17 protein-coding genes are annotated in these 18,805 nt (G+C 65.1%); 6 read left to right on the top strand and 11 right to left on the bottom strand.

Annotated elements, in window-relative coordinates; translation table 11 throughout:
* Positions 1–144 precede the first annotated feature (144 nt).
* On the top strand, positions 145–1,191 hold the full coding sequence (locus FQS62_RS12100) for a LacI family DNA-binding transcriptional regulator (protein WP_208043113.1): 1,047 nt from the start codon (positions 145–147) through the stop codon (positions 1,189–1,191).
* A gap of 61 nt (positions 1,192–1,252) precedes the next feature.
* Here the strand turns inward: FQS62_RS12100 and FQS62_RS12095 are convergent, their stop codons facing one another.
* The 3 genes from FQS62_RS12095 to FQS62_RS12085 form a co-directional block, all read right to left on the bottom strand.
* Positions 1,253–2,713: an MFS transporter gene (locus tag FQS62_RS12095; RefSeq protein ID WP_243747295.1), complete on the bottom strand. Its 1,461-nt coding sequence runs from the start codon at positions 2,711–2,713 to the stop codon at positions 1,253–1,255.
* 115 nt (positions 2,714–2,828) lie between these two features.
* A complete protein-coding gene (locus tag FQS62_RS12090) occupies positions 2,829–5,495 on the bottom strand; it encodes a TonB-dependent receptor (protein ID WP_208043106.1) in 2,667 nt (888 codons plus the stop codon).
* An 89-nt stretch (positions 5,496–5,584) separates the two neighbouring features.
* The gene (locus tag FQS62_RS12085) at positions 5,585–5,767 is read right to left on the bottom strand and encodes a hypothetical protein (RefSeq protein WP_159054964.1); all 183 of its coding nucleotides are present in this window, start codon (positions 5,765–5,767) and stop codon (positions 5,585–5,587) included.
* Positions 5,768–5,951: 184 nt separating this feature from the next.
* Between FQS62_RS12085 and FQS62_RS12080 the strand changes: the two genes are divergently transcribed.
* On the top strand, positions 5,952–7,112 hold the full coding sequence (locus tag FQS62_RS12080; protein WP_208043112.1) for a serine hydrolase domain-containing protein: 1,161 nt from the start codon (positions 5,952–5,954) through the stop codon (positions 7,110–7,112).
* Between the two features lie 83 nt (positions 7,113–7,195).
* Here FQS62_RS12080 and FQS62_RS12075 read toward each other — a convergent pair whose 3' ends face one another.
* From FQS62_RS12075 to ptsP, 5 genes are all read right to left on the bottom strand, one after another.
* The gene (locus FQS62_RS12075) at positions 7,196–7,795 is read right to left on the bottom strand and encodes a fasciclin domain-containing protein (RefSeq protein WP_197596295.1); all 600 of its coding nucleotides are present in this window, start codon (positions 7,793–7,795) and stop codon (positions 7,196–7,198) included.
* A gap of 190 nt (positions 7,796–7,985) precedes the next feature.
* Complete coding sequence (locus FQS62_RS12070) at positions 7,986–9,239, bottom strand: carbohydrate porin (RefSeq protein ID WP_208043105.1); 1,254 nt, start codon at positions 9,237–9,239, stop codon at positions 7,986–7,988.
* A gap of 14 nt (positions 9,240–9,253) precedes the next feature.
* The gene (locus FQS62_RS12065) at positions 9,254–10,948 is read right to left on the bottom strand and encodes a PTS fructose transporter subunit IIC (protein ID WP_099589107.1); all 1,695 of its coding nucleotides are present in this window, start codon (positions 10,946–10,948) and stop codon (positions 9,254–9,256) included.
* Positions 10,949–11,034: 86 nt separating this feature from the next.
* Positions 11,035–11,991, bottom strand: a complete 957-nt coding sequence (locus FQS62_RS12060; protein ID WP_099589106.1) for a 1-phosphofructokinase family hexose kinase — start codon at positions 11,989–11,991, stop codon at positions 11,035–11,037.
* On the bottom strand, positions 11,988–14,552 hold the full coding sequence (gene ptsP, locus FQS62_RS12055) for a phosphoenolpyruvate--protein phosphotransferase (RefSeq protein ID WP_208043104.1): 2,565 nt from the start codon (positions 14,550–14,552) through the stop codon (positions 11,988–11,990). Before ptsP ends, FQS62_RS12060 begins: the two co-directional genes overlap by 4 nt.
* Before the next feature lie 101 nt (positions 14,553–14,653).
* On the opposite strand from ptsP, the gene FQS62_RS12050 reads away from it, so the two are divergent.
* The 4 genes from FQS62_RS12050 (at position 14,654) to FQS62_RS12035 (ending at position 17,187) form a co-directional block, all read left to right on the top strand.
* Positions 14,654–15,637: a LacI family DNA-binding transcriptional regulator gene (locus FQS62_RS12050; RefSeq protein WP_049447927.1), complete on the top strand. Its 984-nt coding sequence runs from the start codon at positions 14,654–14,656 to the stop codon at positions 15,635–15,637.
* A 98-nt stretch (positions 15,638–15,735) separates the two neighbouring features.
* Positions 15,736–16,365, top strand: a complete 630-nt coding sequence (locus tag FQS62_RS12045; RefSeq protein ID WP_208043103.1) for a hypothetical protein — start codon at positions 15,736–15,738, stop codon at positions 16,363–16,365.
* A 19-nt stretch (positions 16,366–16,384) separates the two neighbouring features.
* On the top strand, positions 16,385–16,831 hold the full coding sequence (locus FQS62_RS12040; protein ID WP_226053471.1) for a Rap1a/Tai family immunity protein: 447 nt from the start codon (positions 16,385–16,387) through the stop codon (positions 16,829–16,831).
* Between the two features lie 122 nt (positions 16,832–16,953).
* Positions 16,954–17,187: a metallothionein gene (locus FQS62_RS12035; RefSeq protein WP_080354906.1), complete on the top strand. Its 234-nt coding sequence runs from the start codon at positions 16,954–16,956 to the stop codon at positions 17,185–17,187.
* 7 nt (positions 17,188–17,194) lie between these two features.
* Here the strand turns inward: FQS62_RS12035 and FQS62_RS12030 are convergent, their stop codons facing one another.
* The 3 genes from FQS62_RS12030 to FQS62_RS12020 all read right to left on the bottom strand — a co-directional run bounded on the left by FQS62_RS12030 (position 17,195) and on the right by FQS62_RS12020 (position 18,695).
* Complete coding sequence (locus tag FQS62_RS12030; RefSeq protein WP_208043102.1) at positions 17,195–17,764, bottom strand: cysteine hydrolase family protein; 570 nt, start codon at positions 17,762–17,764, stop codon at positions 17,195–17,197.
* Between the two features lie 3 nt (positions 17,765–17,767).
* The gene (locus FQS62_RS12025) at positions 17,768–18,406 is read right to left on the bottom strand and encodes a DUF6766 family protein (protein ID WP_208043101.1); all 639 of its coding nucleotides are present in this window, start codon (positions 18,404–18,406) and stop codon (positions 17,768–17,770) included.
* 100 nt (positions 18,407–18,506) lie between these two features.
* Positions 18,507–18,695, bottom strand: coding sequence for a hypothetical protein (locus FQS62_RS12020; protein ID WP_208043100.1), 189 nt, complete (start codon positions 18,693–18,695; stop codon positions 18,507–18,509).
* Positions 18,696–18,805: the final 110 nt, after the last annotated feature.

Here is an 18,805-nt window from a genome sequence, read left to right as displayed (position 1 = left end):
CGAATTCGAGCATACCCAGCCCTTGAGACGATTGCTTGCTGCACAGCGGCATCGGATTTGAGGATAAAGTTGCATCTGCATCCACATCCCGTGGTGCGGGGTTCCGGTACAGATGGTGAGGCTATGACGGGCAGAGGGCGGGGGATGCTGGGACCTGAACAGGTACCCGCAGGCAGGCCGGGACGCGTGCGCATCGAGGATGTCGCGGCAACGGCCGGGGTCTCCATGAAGACCGTATCGCGCGTGCTCAACAACGAGCCGAACGTCTCCAAGAGTACGCGTGCCCGTGTTGATGCTGCAGTGGAAAAGCTGCGCTATCGCCCCTTGCCCTCGGCGCGTGTCCTCGCCGGCCGGCGTTCCTACCTGATCGCGATGCTGTTCGACAATCCGTCCTCGAACTATCTGATGGAGATCGAGATGGGGGTGCTCGATGCCTGCATGGAACAGCACTACAACCTGATGCTGGCGCCGCTGATCTACGACGCAGCCGATATCGTGGAGAAGGTCGAGTCGTTGATCATGCAGTCGCAGCTCGACGGCGTGGTGCTGACGCCACCACTGACCGACGACAGCGCCCTGCTGGAGCGCCTGGTCGACCTGGGCATCCCGTATTCCAGCATTTCGGCAAAGGAACAGAATCGAAACGTGGGCGTGGTGGTGGACGAGATCGGCGCGGTGGTTGCGCTGATCGCACACTTGGCCTCGCTCGGCCATACCCGCATCGCCCATATCAAGGGGCACGCCGCGCACGGCGCAAGCATGTGGCGCCTGGCAGGCTACCGTGAAGGCCTGCGCAGGGCGGGGCTGCGCTACGACCCCAGCCTGGTGCTGGAGGGCGAGTTTTCATACGAATCAGGCTACAACGGTGCCAACGCGCTGCTTGATCGACCTGATCGGCCGACCGCCATCTTCGCCGCCAACGACGATATGGCGGCGGGGGTCATCTGCGCGGTGTTCGAGCACGGCCTTTCGGTGCCGGGCGACATCTCGGTCTGTGGTTTCGATGACACGCCGATTGCCCGCCAGATCTATCCGGCGTTGACCACCGTCTGCCAGCCCACCCGTGAGATGGGCCGGCGGGCGGCCATGGAGCTGATCAAGGAAGTGCGCGAGCTCGGCAGCGGTGGTGTGGTCGATATTGACTACGCCCTGCAGGTCCGGCGATCCACGGGACCGGTCCGTCACGATTGAATGCGGTCCAACGGCCGGCCGGCGCGATCGGCAGGCCGCGCTGGCAGGGCAGGGGCGCGGCTCAGTGGCCCGCTTCGGTCGCCAATCGCTCCAGATCAACACCCTGGCGACGAAGTGTACGGCCGGCAGCCCAGGCGTAGAACGCCAGATAGCAGAAGCACAGCACGCCAATGATGAAGCTGTAATGCACACCGACCTTGTCGGCGAGTGCGCCCTGCGCCCAACTGACGATGCCGCCGCCCATGATCATCATGATCAGCAGGCTGCTTGCCTGATTGGTGTGGCGGCCCAGGCCGGAGATGGCCAGGGTAAAGATGCAGGGCCACATCGTGCTGCAGAACAGCCCGACACTGATGAAGGCGATGACACTGGTCATGCCGGTGGTGAACATGCCGACCAACTGCGCCGCAATGCCACACACGGCGAAGTACAGCAGCATGCGCGATGGACTGCCCTTGCTGGCCAGGGTGGCGATGATCATCAGGACGATCACCGGCGCGTAGTGGAGGAACTGCCCGGAGTCGTGGCCTGATACCGCGTTCACGGCGAGGTAGATGGCGAACGCGACGAACGGAAGCGCCAGCATCAACAGCTTCTGGGTGCCTGCGCGCACATCGAACGCACCTGCGGCACCACCCCAGCGGCCGATCATCAGGCTGGCCCAGTACAGCGACACGAACGGGGCGATCACCGAGGTTTCCAGGCCCAGTCCGCCCTTGCTCAAGGGCTGTTCAAGGTAGGCCGGAAGATTGTCGATGGTCGATACCTCCACGCCGACGTAGAGGAAGATCGCGATCATGCCCATGACCAGCTGCGGGTAAGCAAGCGCAGATCTGCGGTCTGTCTGGTGATCTGCCCCGGTTACGCCTGCGGGGACCGTCGCGGACAGCTCGACATGATTGGGCACGCTCGAGACCCGCAGCAGCACGGCCACCAGTACGAAGGCGGCGCCCAGTACCAGGTACGGTATCTTTACGCTCTCGATGCTGGCCTCTGTATTGCCCGCTGACACACTGCCGAAGATGGCAATGCTCACCAGCAGTGGGCCCACTGTTGCCCCCAGGTTGTTGACGCCGCCGGCCATGGTCAGGCGCTGCGATCCGGTGGCCGGGTCACCCATGATCACCGCCAGCGTATTGGCCGCGATCTGCTGGAGGGAGAAGCCGAGGCCCACGATGAACAGGCCGGAAAGCATCAGTGCAAACGAGCCGGTGTTGGCTGCTGGATAGAAGAGCAGGGCGCCCAGTGCCGAGACCAGCAGGCCGATGCAGATGCCGTTGCGATAGCCCACCCGATGCAACAGGTCGGTGCCGATGGCACGTGAAACGGCGATGTAGATCAGTGAACCAGCGGTGTAGGCAACGTAGAAGGCCATCGCCACGTACATGCTCTGCGCCTGGCTGAGATGGAACGCCTTCTTGAACACCGGAATGAGGATGCCGTTGCTTGCGGCAACGAAGCCCCAGAAGAAGAAGACCGTGATGAGTACACCGAACTGCGACCAGCGGGTTGTGTGTTTCATGATTCTCATGTCATGTCGTACAGGACGACGCCCTGCGCGTTGACGCACAGGGCGGGAACAGGTGGTTGCGGTGGGGAGGGCCGGCGAACCCGGCCCTCCTTCATGGCGGTGCTGCTCAGAACTGGTAGCGCAGACGCAGGCCGTAGCTGCGCGGATCGTTCAGGAAGCGAACGTTGATGCCCGATCCGACCAGCGCCTTCTGCGAGACGTCGTTGCCGAGCAGGTTGTTGCCCCATGCTTCGACCCGCCAATTGCCGCTCAGTGACGTAAACCCGATGCCGGCGTTCAAGGTGGTCTCGCCGCGCTGACGGTCCGGGAAGCCTGCGGCAGCAGCGCTCTGCGTGCGGTCATGAACCAGTTCGCCAGTGACCGCATCCTTGCGGATGAACTCCACGTCCCGGTTGTTGTACTGGGTCAGGAAGAAGGCCGAGCGGTACGAGGCCAGCAACTGCCAGTCGAAGGTACCGAAGCGCAGCTCGGTCGTATGCTGCAGGCGCACGTTGAAGGTGAGCTTCGAGGCCAGCGGCAGTTCATTGCCGGACAGGTCGATCAACGAAGTGGCACCACCGGCGTCGTAGTTCTGGCTGCGGACATCGGCGACGGTGCCGCGCTTGATCTCGCTGTCCATCCAGAGTGCATTGATGTTGACCATGAAGTTGTTCGGGAAGCGCAGGCTGCTTTCCGCCTCCAGGCCATACACCGCCGACTTGCCGACATTGCGGTTGACCAGCGCATAGCCAGTGGCTTCGCCAGTGGTCGGGTTGGTGGCGATCACCGCCAGGTCCTGGAACACCTGGTCGCTGTAGTCGTAATAGAAGCCGCTGACATTGAAGGTCGAGGTTCGGCCCAGCATCTGGAACGAGTTCTTGCTGCCGATTTCGTAGGCAATGATCGATTCTGGCTTGAACGTCTCCGGAATCTCCTTCGGATCGAACGTGTCGTTGAAACCGCCCGCCTTGTGGCCGGTCGACACCAGGCCGTACAGCAGGCTGTCGTCGCTCACGTCGTACTCGAAACCCGCGCGCCAGTCGGTAAAGCTGAACTTGCTCTTGCCGAACTGCTGGGCAGGAATCGCGCTGACCTGGGCCCAGCTCTGGTACGGGCAGTCGACGGTGTCGCCGCCGATGTCGGGACGATCCACGCAACCGAAGGGGCCGCCGTCGGGCACCGCGCCGATCTGCTGCAGCAAGGTGTCGTTGCGACCATGTCGCAGCACGCCCTGCAGCAGGAAGCGGGCCATCTCGGCTTGCGAGGTGATGTTGCTGACATCGAAATTCGGGCGGCTCATGAAGGCCGGCTCGAAGCCCGGAGTTCCCAATCGCGTGGCGAAGTCGCCGCCCTGGCCGGGCAGGCCCAGCGACCAGTTGCCGCCGATGCCGTAACGCGACTTCTTCTCCTCGGAGTAGCGCAGGCCACCCTTCACGCGCAGGCGTTCGGTGACATCAAACGTGCCGTCGGCAAAAATCGCTGAGGACTTGCCGTTGACCTTGGGCATGGTGAACTCGGTGCCCGAGTACCAGCGCCCCTTGTCCACCAGCGAAAGGTAGCCCACCCGCTGGTCCTCGTTGAAATGGAACAGGCCGGTGGTCCAGCGCAGCCGCGCGTCCTGGTCCGAGGTGAAGCGGAGTTCGTGCACCTGCGACTCCGACTCGGTCAGCCAGTACTGCGTGGAGTAGTTGTCGTAGTCGATGCCACCCGGGTTGCTGGGCGATGCCGGATCGATGTTGCGGCCCGGCCAGAGGATGCCTTCACTCTGCGCATTGGTCTGGCGGTAGTCCACGTTGCGGTAGCTGCCGTTGTACTCCACCGCCACCTTGCCGAAGTCGTAGGAGATGCTGGTCTGCGCCCCCCAGTTGGTGCTGTCGAGCTTGCCCTGCGCGCCACGGTAGATGATCTTGCGCAGGTCGACATCGTCCGGCAGATAACCGGCCTTCGCGGCAGTGTAGACGTTGGCACCGGGATAGCCCGTGCCGCCTTCCTTGCCGATGTCTGCCATGGCGAAGATCGAGAGCTTGTCATCCGGCTGGTACAGGAACGACAGGCGTGCGCCGCGATCATCCTGCACGCCTGCCGGTTCCAGGTCCTGCGCGCGCCCCGCATTCTTGAACGGAGAGTCCTTCTCCACCTTGTAGCCGGCCACGCGGAAGGCCGCGCCACCGCCGATCGGCAGGTTCAGTGCGAACTCGCCACCCCGGTGGTCACGATTACCCACTTCGGCCTGTACATATCCGCCGAAGGCTTCCAGGTCGGGGCGCTTGGTGATGATGTTGAGCGTGCCGGCCAGTGCATTTCGACCGCGCAGCGTGCCCTGCGGGCCCTTGTTGATCTCCACGCGTTCGACATCGTAGAACATGCCGCCCAGACCGCGCGGTCGCGCAATGTAGGCCCCGTTGATGTGAGGCGCGGCACCCGGATCACCCAGCTCGGTATTGTTCGAAGAGCCCACGCCGCGGATGAAGATCTCCAGGTTGCCTTCCTGGTTGGCCATGCTCATGCCCGGCACCAGGGCCTGGATGTTGCGCAGCTCATTGTTGATGCCCAGCGCACGCGTATCGTCCGCGGAAATTGCCTGGGCGGTACCTGCATATTTCTGCAGGTCCTGTTCCCGACGTTCGACAGTGACGATGACGGCGTCCAGCGTTGAGGCCTCCCGTGCCTCGCTGGTGGTGGTGGAGCTGCTTTCCTTGGCTGTTTGCGCTGCGACCGGCAGCGCTGCACTGGCGGTGACGATGGTGGCAAGTACTGCCTGTGCGAGTGTGCTCTTCCTGAAATGGCCGGTCATAGGGTCCCTCTCTCCCCATAAGTGATGTCTGGACGTTCCCGCGCCACGCGCCGGACGTGGGCTCTTGTAAGCGCCGCCTGACAACGCTGTCAATCAGAATGAACGATGGATGACCAGATGCTCGGGAAATCAGGCAGTTGAGCGATCAGCAGGGCTGCCTGGCACGCCGCATTTGCTGCAATGCGAAACCAAATCGAGCGGCGTTGCGCCCTGCCTGCGACTGCAACGGCCGGATCGGAACCATCAGAAAGCGGGCCGGCAGCAAGGGCCATCGGCTTCGCGTATCCGCTGGCGGGCTACGGGGCCATGCGGGTCGCGTGGTGCTGATGCTGCGACGTGGCCGGGCATGACCTCAGGCACTCGGCTTTGACTACAGTTGTAGTCACTGTGAGCAGGCATTCACCGTAAGAGCTGCCCATGAAAACTGCACGATGGTTGTCCGGCTTCGCGGCCTTGATGCTGGCCCTCCCTGCACTGGCCAGCACGACCGCCACGGCCGACGCCGTCGCGATGATCGAACGCAACGCCCGTGCCGCGCATTCCGCCGCGGTGCTTGTCTGGAAGGATGGAAAAACACTGCTGGAGCTACAGCCAGAGACCGGCGAGGAGCCGGTTCACCTCATGTCGGCCACCAAGTCGGTGGTCGCGCTGGCCATCATGCTCCTGCTGGATGACGGAAAACTGGCCTCGGTCGACGAGCCGGTAAGCAACATCTTCGCGGAGTGGAAACAGGGGCGGAAAAGGGACATCACGGTACGTATGCTGCTGGACCATACCTCTGGCCTGCAGAACGTGGCCAACGCGGGGGAAGAGCTGGAAGCTGCGCCGGACCTGGTCAAGCTCGCGCTGGCTGCAGAGCTGAGCAGCGATCCAGGCGCCACGTTCTCCTACAACAACAAGGCTACCAATCTGCTGCCCGGCATTGTCGAGCGTCTGGCAGGGGAACCGATGGATGCCTACCTTGAGGCGCGCCTGTTCAAACCGCTGGGCATTGCCCGATATACCTGGTTGAAGGACGGTGCGGGCACGCCATTGGGCATGGCCGGATTGTCGCTGAGTGCCCGCGATCTGGCGAAGATCGGGCAGCTGCTGCTTGATGGCGGCGTGACTCCGGCGGGTACGCGCGTGTTGAGCGAGCGGTCGGTGGCGCTACTGACTGGAGCAAGTGCCCGCTCCCCGGATGTTGGTCTTCTGTGGTGGCGCATTCCAGCATGGGAGCGTTATGAGCTGAAAGGCCAGATGGCCGGCTTCCTGGCGCAGCATGGGGTCAGCGCTCCGGTCCAGCAGGCATTGCTGGCCACCGGGGGCAGGGTATTCGACAGCAAGAGTGCATTGATTGCGGACGTGGCCGAACGACTTGGCGCGGACTGGCCGCAGCACTATGGCAGCGAGATCACCGGTCGTGGACTCAAGCTGTCCGACATGTTCGACATCCAACGCGGCCCGACCGTTGCCTACGCCGCCAACGGTTACCTGGGCCAGCACCTGGTCATCGTTCCGCAACAGCGAGTGGTTGCCGTGCGCCTCATCCACCGACGCGACAGCCATCGCGCTCCACTGGATGACTACGCGACATTCCCGGCGGATGTACTCAAGCTGGCACAGGCGCTTCAGTGAACGGAGGAGCCGGGCATGCGCCCGGATCCTCGTCCACTACTTCGTGCTGCTGGCCGGAGTGTCAGGTCTGGCAGGGGGCCCCACTACTTCGGCATCAGCACGGTATCGACAACGTGGATGACGCCGTTGGATTGGTTGACGTCGGCGATGCTGATGCCCGCTTTGCCACCCTTGGCGTCGATCACCCACAACGTGCCGTCGTGAAGCGCCACGGTAAGCGGCTCGCCTTGCACTGTCTTCAGCGTGGCTTTTCCACCGTGCTTCCTGGCATCGGCCAGGAGCTGGGCGGAACTGAAGCGTCCTGGGACCACGTGGTAGGTGAGGATCCGGGTGAGCTGCGCCTTGTTTTCAGGCTTCACCAGTGTATCGACCGTGCCTGCTGGAAGCTTGTTGAAGGCCGCATTGGTGGGCGCAAAGACGGTAAAGGGACCGGCGCCATTGAGGGTCTCGACCAGGCCTGCGGCCTTGACCGCTGCCACCAGAGTGGTGTGATCCCTGGAGTTCACGGCGTTTTCAACGATGGTCCTGGTCGGGTACATCTCGGCCCCGCCAACCATTACGGGATCTGCGGCGAAGCTGGCGGAAGCGGCTGAGACGAGTACGGCGAAGCTGACTGCGGCGGCGATGCGCTGAAGAGCGTTCACGGTGCGTTCCTCGATAGGATGCCCGCACAGCGCGGGCATCCTACATACGGCTGGCGGGAACGCCTGGATGCACCAGCGTGATGCTGAGGCTGGCGTCGATCGAATCCACGCTACCGGACAGACGTGCGGTCATTGACCAGAGCCGGTCGCTGCCGCCCGCAGGGCAAAATGGACTGCGTGGGCATCATGAGCCTTTGATCGGCAATCGCGCGGATGAAATCGAACTCTCCTACAGACTCCAATCGACCCGCAGGCCTGCGATCAACGCATTCGGCAGGTCTCGCTGGCGTGCGGGTTCGTTGAACTGATCCGGATGCACGATGTAGTGCAGGTTCGGCGCGACCCGAAGCTGCGAGGTGACCTGGACGCCATAGCTCAGCTCCATCATCACCTGGCTCCCGTGCGGGGTACCGCTGCCACCCGCTGCGGCACGGGCAAGGCGCAGGTTTTCCAGCGCGATGCCGCTGTACTTCTGCTGGGTGACCACGAAAGCGATGCTGTCCTGCGGTCGGCTTGCGAACGTGCCTTTCTGCACCAGGCCGGCCTGCAGGAAGTGATCCTCGATCAACTGCCCGGAGGTACCCTTGAGCGCGGCGCCGAAAAGGGTCAGGCCTCGACCACTGCCATCGCCGGTAAGCTGCTGTTCGAAGCGGGCGAACGCACCGGAACGACCGTGGCGTGTCGCGTACTCCTGGCCACTGAGCAGCGCCGGCATGCCATAGGCATCGCGCAGCGGGTCGCGATAGGTCGAGTTGTCCTGCCAGCCACCGAGCTCGTACTTGGCTTTCAGGCGCGCCGACGCAGGGCTGCGCCAGCCGATCGTGTACGGCACGATCCACCCGGCGGCCTGGTTCGTACTCCATTTCAGGCCGTGCTGGCCGTCCTCGGCCTGGCTCGGGTCGACCTGATAGGCGCCGACGCGCACGTAGACATCCGGCGTCACCCAGACCGTGGCATCGGCCATCCAGCTCGATACCGGCCACCAGGTGAAACTGCTGGTGCGGAACACGTAGGTCGGGTTGCCGCAGGCCGAGTTGCCTTGGAAGTACTGGCACAGCTCCGAACCGAGATGATGGATGTTGGCGACGCTGCGCCCGGCTTCCAGCACCAGTCGGTCGTTCAGCAGTTTCTGCTCGAGCGTCAGATTGGCCAGGCGCGTGCCCTGGCCGCCGTAGATTTCCTGCACCGAGGTGCTGTTGCCCGTGCTGCTGTTGGCAAGATTGGTGCCATGGCGGTTGATGCCGTAGGCCTTGACCGTTGCACCTCGCCAGCCAAACGCAGCGTCCAGGTTCATGTCGGCGCCGAACATCAACTGGCCGGCATAGGCCGTGCCGCTGCGCTTGCCGCCATCGAGCGTGGCAGCCGCTTCGCCGGTGTACGCCAGCTTGGGGATGAAGACCTCGCTCGCGTCGGTGGCTGCGGCCACGGACGGCAGGGCCAGCAGGATGGTCACCGGCAACAGGCGGCGGGAAGGAGAGGTCATGGGCGAGGTTCCTTTTACAGGGTGGGAGCCGTGACCGGCTTCTTGAGGACGCGCAGCGCGACCGCGGTGACAGCCACGCCGGCCACCAGCGCCAGCAGGTAGATGCCAAGATGGGTGACCGCGTTCGGGATCGGCAGCACGAACACACCGCCGTGCGGTACCTTCAGCTCAACACCAGCTGCCATCGAAATCGCACCGGCCACCGCAGAACCAAGGATCAGCGCCGGAATGGTGCGCAGCGGATCGCGTGCGGCGTAAGGGATCGCACCTTCGGTGACAAAACTGAGGCCAAGCACGCCTGCGGCACCGGCGGTGCCGCGCTCCTCGGCGGTGAAGCGGTTGCTGAACAGCCACGTCGCCAGCGCGATACCCAACGGCGGCGTCATGCCGCCGATCATCGTCGCCGCCATCGGCGTATAGACCTGGCTGGAGATCAATGCGGTGGAGAAGGCATAGGAAGCCTTGTTGACTGGCCCACCCATGTCCACTGCCATCATTCCACCCAACAACAGGCCGAGCAGGATCGCGCTGCTGCCCTGCATGCCGCGCAGCCAGTCGGTCAGCCACGCCAGCAGCCCGGCGACCGGCGTACCGATCACGTACATCATCAACAGGCCGACCAGCAGTGTGCCCAGCACTGGCAGGATCAGCACCGGCTTGAGGCCTTCCAGGCTGCGCGGCAGCCGCAGCGCACGGTTGATCCAATGCACGCCGTAGCCGGCGATGAAGCCGGCGAGGATGCCGCCGATGAAGCCTGCATCCATGTTGACCGCAACCAGTCCACCGATCATGCCGGGCGCGATGCCGGGCCGGTCGGCGATGGAGTAGGCGATGTAACCGGCCAGCGCCGGCACCATCAACATGAAGCCGGACTTGGCGCCGATCTGGAACAGCGACCACGCCAGCGTTCCCTTGTGCGCGTCATCGAAGGCATAGATGCCGCCGAGTGCGAACGCCAGTGCGATCAGCAGGCCACCGGCAGTGACGAACGGCAGCATGAACGACACGCCGGTCATCAGGTGCTTGTAGGGACCGGTTGCCCTGGTTTTCTCGGCCGTGCGGCCCGGAGTCGCGGTGCCCGCCTGCACGCCGGCCTCGGCCAGTGCCTTGCGGATCAGGTTCTGGCCGTCGTTGATCGCCGGCTTGGTGCCACTCTTGAACAGGCGCTTGCCAGCGAAGCGCGACAGATCGACTTCGCGGTCGGCGGCAATCAGCACCAGATCGGCGGCCGCGATTTCCTCGTCGCTCAACGCGTCCTGCGCGCCCACCGAGCCTTGGGTTTCCACCCGGATCGCGTATCCCAACGCCTTGGCCGCCTGCTGCAGGCCTTCGGCCGCCATGAACGTGTGGGCGATGCCGGTCGGGCAGGAGGTGACGGCGACGATGTGCTTGCCGGTGCCTGCCGTGGTTGCGGCCGACAACGGTGCCAGCGCTGCAAGCGGATCGTCCAGTACTTCGCCGAGGCTCGCGCGCACGATCTGGGCGTTGCCGAAGCGGGAGCTATCCGCCTCGCCGTCACCCACAAGCAGCAGCTGTGTCGCGGCGGAAGCATCTGCGGCTGGCAGCGCGCCGGTCACGCCCTGATCGCTGCGGATTTCGATCATCAGCTCGAGCCCGCGCTGGCGGGCGGCGCGGCGTAGCGCTTCGGCGGCGAGAACCGCTTCGATGCTGCGATCGCCTGCGGCGATGACTACGGTGGAAACTTGCATGGGAACTCCTGGAATGCTTCGGGTTCGTCCTTGCAGGAGGCACTGTGCGCTGCTCGAAGCCAGCAACAGCGCCTCCTGCAGTCGTCTCAATCCAACCGCTCGATCAATACGTCGCCGGTCCACTGGCGCACCTGCGCCGGATCCAGCCGTCGCGCGTCACCGCTTTCCAGGCGGCTCATCGAGAACGCCGTGGCCAATCGTGCACAGCCGGCCAGATCGAAGGAGGGCTCCAGCAGTGCGGCGGCGATGCCGGCCACCATGGCGTCGCCCGCACCGACCGTACTGCCCTGCGCCAAATGCGCTGGTCGCGCGACCAGCGCGCCGCCGCGATCAATGAACAGCGCGCCGTCGATGCCCATCGAGATCGCTACGAGCGCGACCCCGCGTTCGACCAGGGCCACGCCCGCCGCCTGCAGGGCGTTTCGATCCGGCAACGGCGTGCCGGTCCAGGCCTCCAGTTCGTGGCGATTGGGCTTGACCGCGTAGGGAAGTGCGCCTTGTGCGCCGCTCAATGCAGCCCCAAGTGCGTCGCCGCTGGTGTCCAGCAGCACGCGCGCACCGGCGGCGCCGGCCTGTGCCTGCAAGCGCGCCCATGCGTCGGCCGGTAGCCCGGACGGCAGGCTGCCGGACAGCACCACCGGCAGGTTCGGCTGCAGCAGGGCGGCGAGCCGGCGCGACACCGCGTCCAGGTCGGCGCCGCCGAGTGCCAGCCCGGGCAGGTTGATGTCGGTGGTCTCGCCGCCATCCTCTTCGACCAGCTTGATGTTGGTGCGGGTGCGGCCCGGAACACGCAGGCAACCGTCGGCGATGCCACGCGCCGAGAACAGCGCACGGAACACGCCGTCGTTGCCGTCGCCGAGCACGCCCAGAGCCGTTGTCGGCACCCCCCAGTCGGACAGGCAGGCGGCAACGTTGATGCCCTTGCCACCCGCATCGTCGTGGCTGCTGCGGGCGCGGTGCACCTGGCCCGGGTGCAGGCGCGCCAGGCGCACGGTCTGGTCGATCGCCGGGTTGAGGGTGATGGTGACGGCGCCGGCGTTCATGCGCGGGCTCCGTCGAGGGCGCGCACCTGCTCGGCGGTTTCGCAGTCCAGCGCCGTCGCAGCCAGCGCTTGCAGATCGGCCAGCGCGCTGCCACGCAGCCGCGCCTTCACGGCTGGGATGTCGTTCGGGGTCATCGACAGCTCGTCCACGCCCAGGCCGGCCAGCAGCAGTGCGCCGAACGGATCGCCGGCCAGTCCGCCACAGACACCCACCCAGCGCCCATGCAGGCGCGCGCCATCGACCGTGGCGCGGATCGCGCGCAGCACCGCCGGGTGCAGGCTGTCGGCCTCCGCCGCTAGTTCCGGGTTCTGGCGGTCGATCGCCAGCACGTACTGGGTCAGGTCGTTGGTACCAATTGAGAAGAAGTCAGCGTGGCGGGCCAGTACATCGCTCTGCGCGGCAGCGGCCGGCACTTCGATCATGATGCCGATTGGAACGTCGGGTGCCTCGAGTTCGGCGCGCAGGCGCTCGCAGATGGCGCGCAGAGCGACCAGCTCGCTCACCGAGGTGATCATCGGGAACATGATGGACAGGCGTTCGCCGTCTTTCGCCGCGCGGTACAGCGCACGCAGCTGCGGTTCCAGCAGGTCCGGCCGGCGCAGCAGCAGGCGCGCGCCGCGCACCCCCAGGAACGGGTTTTCCTCATGCGGCAGCACCAGGTGCGCCACCTGCTTGTCGCCGCCGATGTCGAGCGCGCGGACGATCAACGGACGGCCGTCGAGCGCCTTGGCCATGGCCAGATAGGTGGCGTACTGCTCATCTTCGCTGGGCGTGCTGCCACGCTCGAGGAACAGGAACTCGGTGCGCATCAGGCCAACACCTTCCGCACCCTGCTCAAGCGCCAGCGGCACCTGGTCGGGCAGGTTCACGTTGGCGCCGATGTCGATGCGATGGCCATCGGTGGTCTGCGCCGGCCGCGCGCGTTGAGCGGCTTCGCGTGCGCGGATCTTCTGCTGCTCGGCGATCCAGGCGCGTGCCGAAGCAAGATCGGCCTCGGAAGGGGACAGATAGAGCCGCCCGCTGCTGCCGTCGATGATCGCCTCGCGGCCGGCCTGGATTGCCAGCAGTTCGGCGCCACCGGCAACCAGCGCCGGCAGGCCGAGCGTGCGCGAAAGGATGGCGGTGTGCGAGGTCGGCCCGCCCTGTGCGGTGGCCAGGCCAATCACGCGGTTGGTGTCCAGGTGGGCCGTGTCTGATGGCGACAGGTCGGCCGCGAGCAGGATGCACGGGTGCGCGGGCAGGTCGGACAGGCCATCACCGGCGGCAGCAGGATCCAGCAGCGACAGTACGCGGCGGCCAACGTCACGCAGGTCGGCAGCGCGGCCGGCCAGCACCGGGTTGCCCAGCGCCGCCAAGCCCGAGGCGATCTGTTCGATGGCCTGGTGCCAGGACCACGCGACGCCATGGCCTTCGACCATCAGCTGGCAGGTGCGGGTGATCAGGTCGGTGTCGTCCAGCAGGGCCGCGTGGGCCTTGAAGATCGCTGCATCCGAGGCGCCGAGCCGGCGCTGGGTGTCGTCCTGCAGCGCCGCCAGCTGCTGCCGGGTGCGGCTGAGTGCATCCTGCAGGCGTGCGCCGCCCTCGCCGAGCGGGGCGGGGCGATCGGCAACATCAGCCTGCGCGCTGGCCAGTACATGCACCGGACCGATGGCCAGCCCGGGGCTGGCGCCGATACCAACGATGGCAGCCTGTGCTTCGGGTGGATTCCAGCCCGCGACCGGCGCAGCCTTTCGCTGTGCTGCACGCTCCGCATCGGCCTTTTCCTGCGCCACCAGCCCGTCCATGGTCTTGCGTAATGCAGCCAGCAGTGCGGGGGCATCGGCGCCTTCGGCCGAAACACGCACGGCATCGCCCTCGCGAAGCCCGAGCTGCAGCAGCGCCACCAGACTCTTGGCATCGGCCGCCTGATCGCCCGCGCGCACCTGGGCCCGGGCCGTGAAACCCCGCGCCGTCTCAGCCCAGCGCGTGGCCGGGCGCGCGTGCAGTCCGCTGGGGTAAGCGATGGACCAGTCGAAGTGCTCGGCCAGGTCCGCCACCTCCACGTGAGCGACAGAGGCTGCGACATCACTGGCGAGCGCATTGACGATGTCGCTCGCATCGGGGGTGGTGAACAACCGCTGCAGCGCGGCCTCGTCCTGGATCAGACGGGTCAGCCTGCGCAGCAGGGTGATGTGGGTATCGGACTGGGCGGCAATGCCAACCACCAGGCGGGTGACCTGGCCCGGGTTCCATTCCACGCCTTCCGGCAACTGCAGCACCGCAATGCCGTCGCGGCGCACCAGGTGGCGGTCCTCGCCGAGCCCATGCGGGATCGCCACGCCATGGCCGAGGAAGGTGTTCGCCAGCGCTTCGCGGCGTCCCATGCTGGCCTCGTAGTCCGGCGCCACGCAGCCGGCAGCGACCAGCTTCTGGGCCACCTGGGCGATGGCATCGGTCTTGTCCTGTGCCCGCGCGTCCAGGCGGATCAGTTCCCGGCTGACGGGGGAAGGGGAGGTCAGGGGCGACAAAGCGGGCTCCGGGAGAGATGGCTGTGGGGTATTGGGAACGTTCCCACCGCACATTTCAATGTGCAGTGCACAAAAAGCCAATAGTGCTTTGGGGTTAGCATTGTCCTGTACAGCCATCCGGCCATGAACAGCGTACGTTTTCGGGAACGTTTCCAATGAGTATCAGCATCAATGACGTCGCACGCGTGGCGGGGGTATCCAAGTCCACGGTGTCGCGGGTGCTCGGAGGCGGCCCGGTCAGCGAAGAGGTTCGCGGCCGGGTCGAGGTGGCGATCCGCCAGACCGGCTATCGGCCGAACCTGCAGGCAAGACGGCTGCGCTCCCGCCACACCGGCATCATCGGGTTGATCGTGGCGGACATCCGCAACCCGTTCTTCACTGCGCTGATCCGTGCGGTAGAGGAGGTCGCCTATCGCGAAGGCCTGCGCGTCACGCTCTGCAACACCGATGAAGACCCTGAGCGCGAGGCGCTGTATCTGCAGTTGATGCACGAGGAGCGCATCAGTGGACTGATCTTTGCACCCACCCGGACCACGGTGGGGCGGCTGGAACGGCTCGCGCTGGATTTTCCGACGGTACTGGTGGACCGCGCCGCGCCCAGCGGGTCGATCGACAGCGTGGTGCTCGACAATCCCGCAGCGATGGGCGCCCTGGTCGAGCATCTGGTCGAGCGTGGTTATCGCCGCATCAGCGGCTTGTTCGGCAGCACCAGTACCACCGCGGCCGAGCGTCGTGACGGTTATCTCGCTGCGATGCGCACGCATGGGTTGGAGCCGGACTACCGTGAGGTTGAACCCACGGCCGAAGCCGCCATCGCGACGGTCGAGCAGTGGCTCGCTACGCCATCACGCCCCGAAGCACTGGTCACCAGCAACAGCCTGCTGTTGATGGGAGCATTGAAAGCCGCCCGCGGTGCAGGGCTGGCGATTCCAGACGCATTGGCACTGGCCGGCTTTGACAACGAACGGTGGACCGAGCTGGTCGTGCCGGGCATCACCGTGGTCGAGCAGCCGGTTGAGGAGATGGGGCGGGCCGCGATGTCGCTGCTGCTTGAGCGCCTGCGCACGCCGGAGCTGCCGGTACGCCGACTTGTGATGACGGGCCGGTGCGTGGTCAGGGGGTCGACGGCTGCGAGATAGCTCGACGCCCGATCGCGGTGAACCCTGAGAACGCTGTTCGGGTGTTGGCGGGCCAACCGCTGTCTGTTACAAGCAGGCTGTACACGCAGAAACAATGGATGATCGCCTTGTCAGAGCCTTATTCAGCGCTGCTTCGCCTGCAGTTGTGCCCCGAAGATCTCTCCAGATGGCTGGCCGCGCCCGTGCCCGCAGCATCCCGATGGTCCGACTGGCGACGCCTCGCCGGGCAGTGGTGCCTGGGTAACGGTCAATATCTGGCCTCATCAAGCGACGAGGCGTTGGATCAGCTGCTTGCGGACTGCCAGGCACTGCTGGCCCGCTACCCCGACAATCGCGCCGCATTGAAGGCCTTCCTTTCCTCCGCACAGGCGGAGAACATCCGGATTGCCGCCTATGACCGCAGCGGCAGGCACTTTGTTGCAGGATCGCTGACATATTCGGAAAGTCTCTACGATCTCATCGCGTTTCTTGCTGTGGCACGGAGCGCCGCCGACTTCCTGAAGGCAGGCGACCAGGGTGTGGCGCTCATCCACGACTATCTCTGGGCCGAGGACGGTGAGCGGGAGACCGTTGCCGCGATTGCGCTGGTCGGCCAAGGGGAATCCAGCTTTCTGTCTGCCGCGGACCTGGGTACTGCCACCGCGCCGTTCGCAACATTGGTGGAGGCCATGCTGGAAGCCCATGACGACCCGGAGTTTCATCCGCGCAACCAGCTTGATCGACTTTGACCGACCCCAGGACCCCGACATGAACGGACATCACGCCCCCCATGCGCGCCGCCGCATGCGTCGGCTCCTCGCATTGGGCCTCTGCGCCCTGGCTGGATCCGCCCTCGCCGGAACAACGCAACCGGCACGCACCTGGCTTGTCAGTGGAGCCGAACTCATCACCCTGCTGCAGGGCAAAGGCGCTGATGGGTTCTGCGACGGCGAGCAGTGCCGGAACCTGTCCAGCGCTCGCGCCAGCGCCTATATCCAGGGCGTTGCCGATGCCAGCCACGGCCAGTGGTGTGGCCAAGGCAGGATTCTTCCGCATGAGCTGGTCGACCGTGTGTCCTTCCATCTCCGGCAGTTGCCCCGCGAGCGATTGCAGCAGGATGCGTCTTCACTGGTTGCCGAAGGGCTGCGGTCGGCATTTCCCTGTGGCGGCGGCGCATCACGTGGTAGCAGTGCCGAGCCCGGCAAAGACGAATGAAGCAGTCCGCGCCTACCTGGCGACGGTGCGAACGTCCTACACCCTCGTGACACGGTGCATTCACAGCCGCCGACATCCGCGCTTGCCACACTGCATGTTCCCTCCACAGCATGAGGTGCCCCATGGCTACCTGTGATGTCTGCGGCAACAACTACGACAAGAGCTTTACCCTGCAGCAGGGCGGGCGCAGCGGCACGTTCGATTCGTTTGAGTGTGCGATCCACGCATTCGCACCGCACTGCGCACACTGCGATTGCGCGGTTATCGGGCACGGCGTTGAAGGAAATGGCCAGATCTTCTGCTGTGCACATTGCGCCGGTCATGCGGGTGTACAGGGCATAGCCGACCGAGCCTGAGCCGACTTCAGCTCCCGCCTGCTTCCTTCCCAGAGACCAGCGAAGGAAGCCGAGCGATCCGGGCTGCGCCCGAACCGGCGAGCAGCGCCAGTGCGCGCCGCTTCTGGGAAGGCAGCCCCGCCACGACCTCCGGTGCCACCACGATGTCGAATTCCCTGGCGTTGGCGTCCAACGCGGTAGCCAGGACGCACGAATCGGCGGTCATGCCAGACAGGCAAAGGCGGCGCACTCCTAGTTTGGCCAGCAGAATCGGCAAAGGGCTGGCCAGGAAAGCAGAGTGCTTGGGCTTGAGCACGAAGTAGTGATCGGGCAAGGGCGAGAGGACTGTGGCAATACGCCCCGCCGGACCTCCGTCGCGCTGGCACTGCTCCACCTGCTGGCGGAAATCCCGTTTCCAATCCGAGAAATTGTCATTGGCGTAGATGACTGGCCACCCGCGTTCGTCAAAGTGATCCCTCAGGCGTCGGATCTGCCGGGCCGAGCGCTCTGCCGCAGGCGCCAGTTGCTGCGCGCCCGGAAAGTCAAAACGACTGAACATGTCGATGATCAGCAGGGCCGTCGATGGATCGTCTGCCATGGCTCAATCTCCTGTCTGGGCGTGTGGGGCCTCGACCGGTTTGGATTGCGGTGAATCCTTCTGGCGCAGGAAGATCGTCAGCACTACCAGGGAAAGCACGGCCAGGAATTCGCTCTGCCAGTTCTGCATCGATTCGAACCAGAATGTGCTGCTGCCCAGGTGCTCAAGGAAGCCGGGCGCCGGTAGGCCCTGCAACTGCTGCTCTGCCTGCTCGGCGCGCCAGCTTCCCAATGCGTGCAGCGTAAAGCTGAGCAGGAACAACAGCCCGAACGCAATCGCCAGCGAATGACCGTAAAGCGTCTTCCACAGGCCACCGCGCCTGACCGGCCAGGGCGTGGGACCCGGCTCGATGCGATTCTGCTCCTGCGCAGGGTTCAGGGGGCGAGATTCGGCCGAACCACGCTGGCGCAGGCTGACCGTCAGCAGAACGTACATCCCCATCTGCAGGAATTCGCTCTCCCAGTTCTCGAACGTGGCGCTGACGAAGTGCCCGGTTGCAAGGTAGTGCCAGAGATCGATCGGCGCGCGCCCGTGCTGCATCAACTCCTCGTTGTGCACGTGATGCCCCGCAACTGCCTGCCCGACAATGAACACTAACGTGAGCGCAACCAGTACCAGGGAGAGACCGTTGCGTTTCCACATGCAACACCTCGTTCAGCCTGTTCCAAAGACCGCGCATGCAGCTTGCGCGGGCGGAGGACCATGACTCGTGATTGCTGCGCATCCAGAATGTGAGGCGGACTCAACGCTTCCCTGTGGGATCGGGATCTGGGCGCTCGTAGTCCTCCGGTACGGCCTTGGGGCCGTCGCCGTCGTCGGGCATGTCGTGCTCCTTCCACTTGGCTGCATCGTTGCGCCGTTTGTCCGGCGTGTACGCCTTCGACTGATCATCCACGTCCGTGGTGGGATTGAAGGGAAGTTTGTCATTCATGGGCAGCTCCTGCGGCGGGAGATTGAAGCCTGCACCGGGCCGGGTTAACGCCACGACGCTGCACAATGAACGCCGCGCACACCGGGATATCACTGAAGCGGGATGGCGGC

The organism is Stenotrophomonas sp. SBJS02, from assembly GCF_020428325.2.
Taxonomy (GTDB): Bacteria; Pseudomonadota; Gammaproteobacteria; order Xanthomonadales; family Xanthomonadaceae; genus Stenotrophomonas; species Stenotrophomonas africana.
The sequence above is the reverse complement of the archived record's forward strand: the minus strand, read 5'-3'. Positions and strand labels throughout refer to the sequence as shown.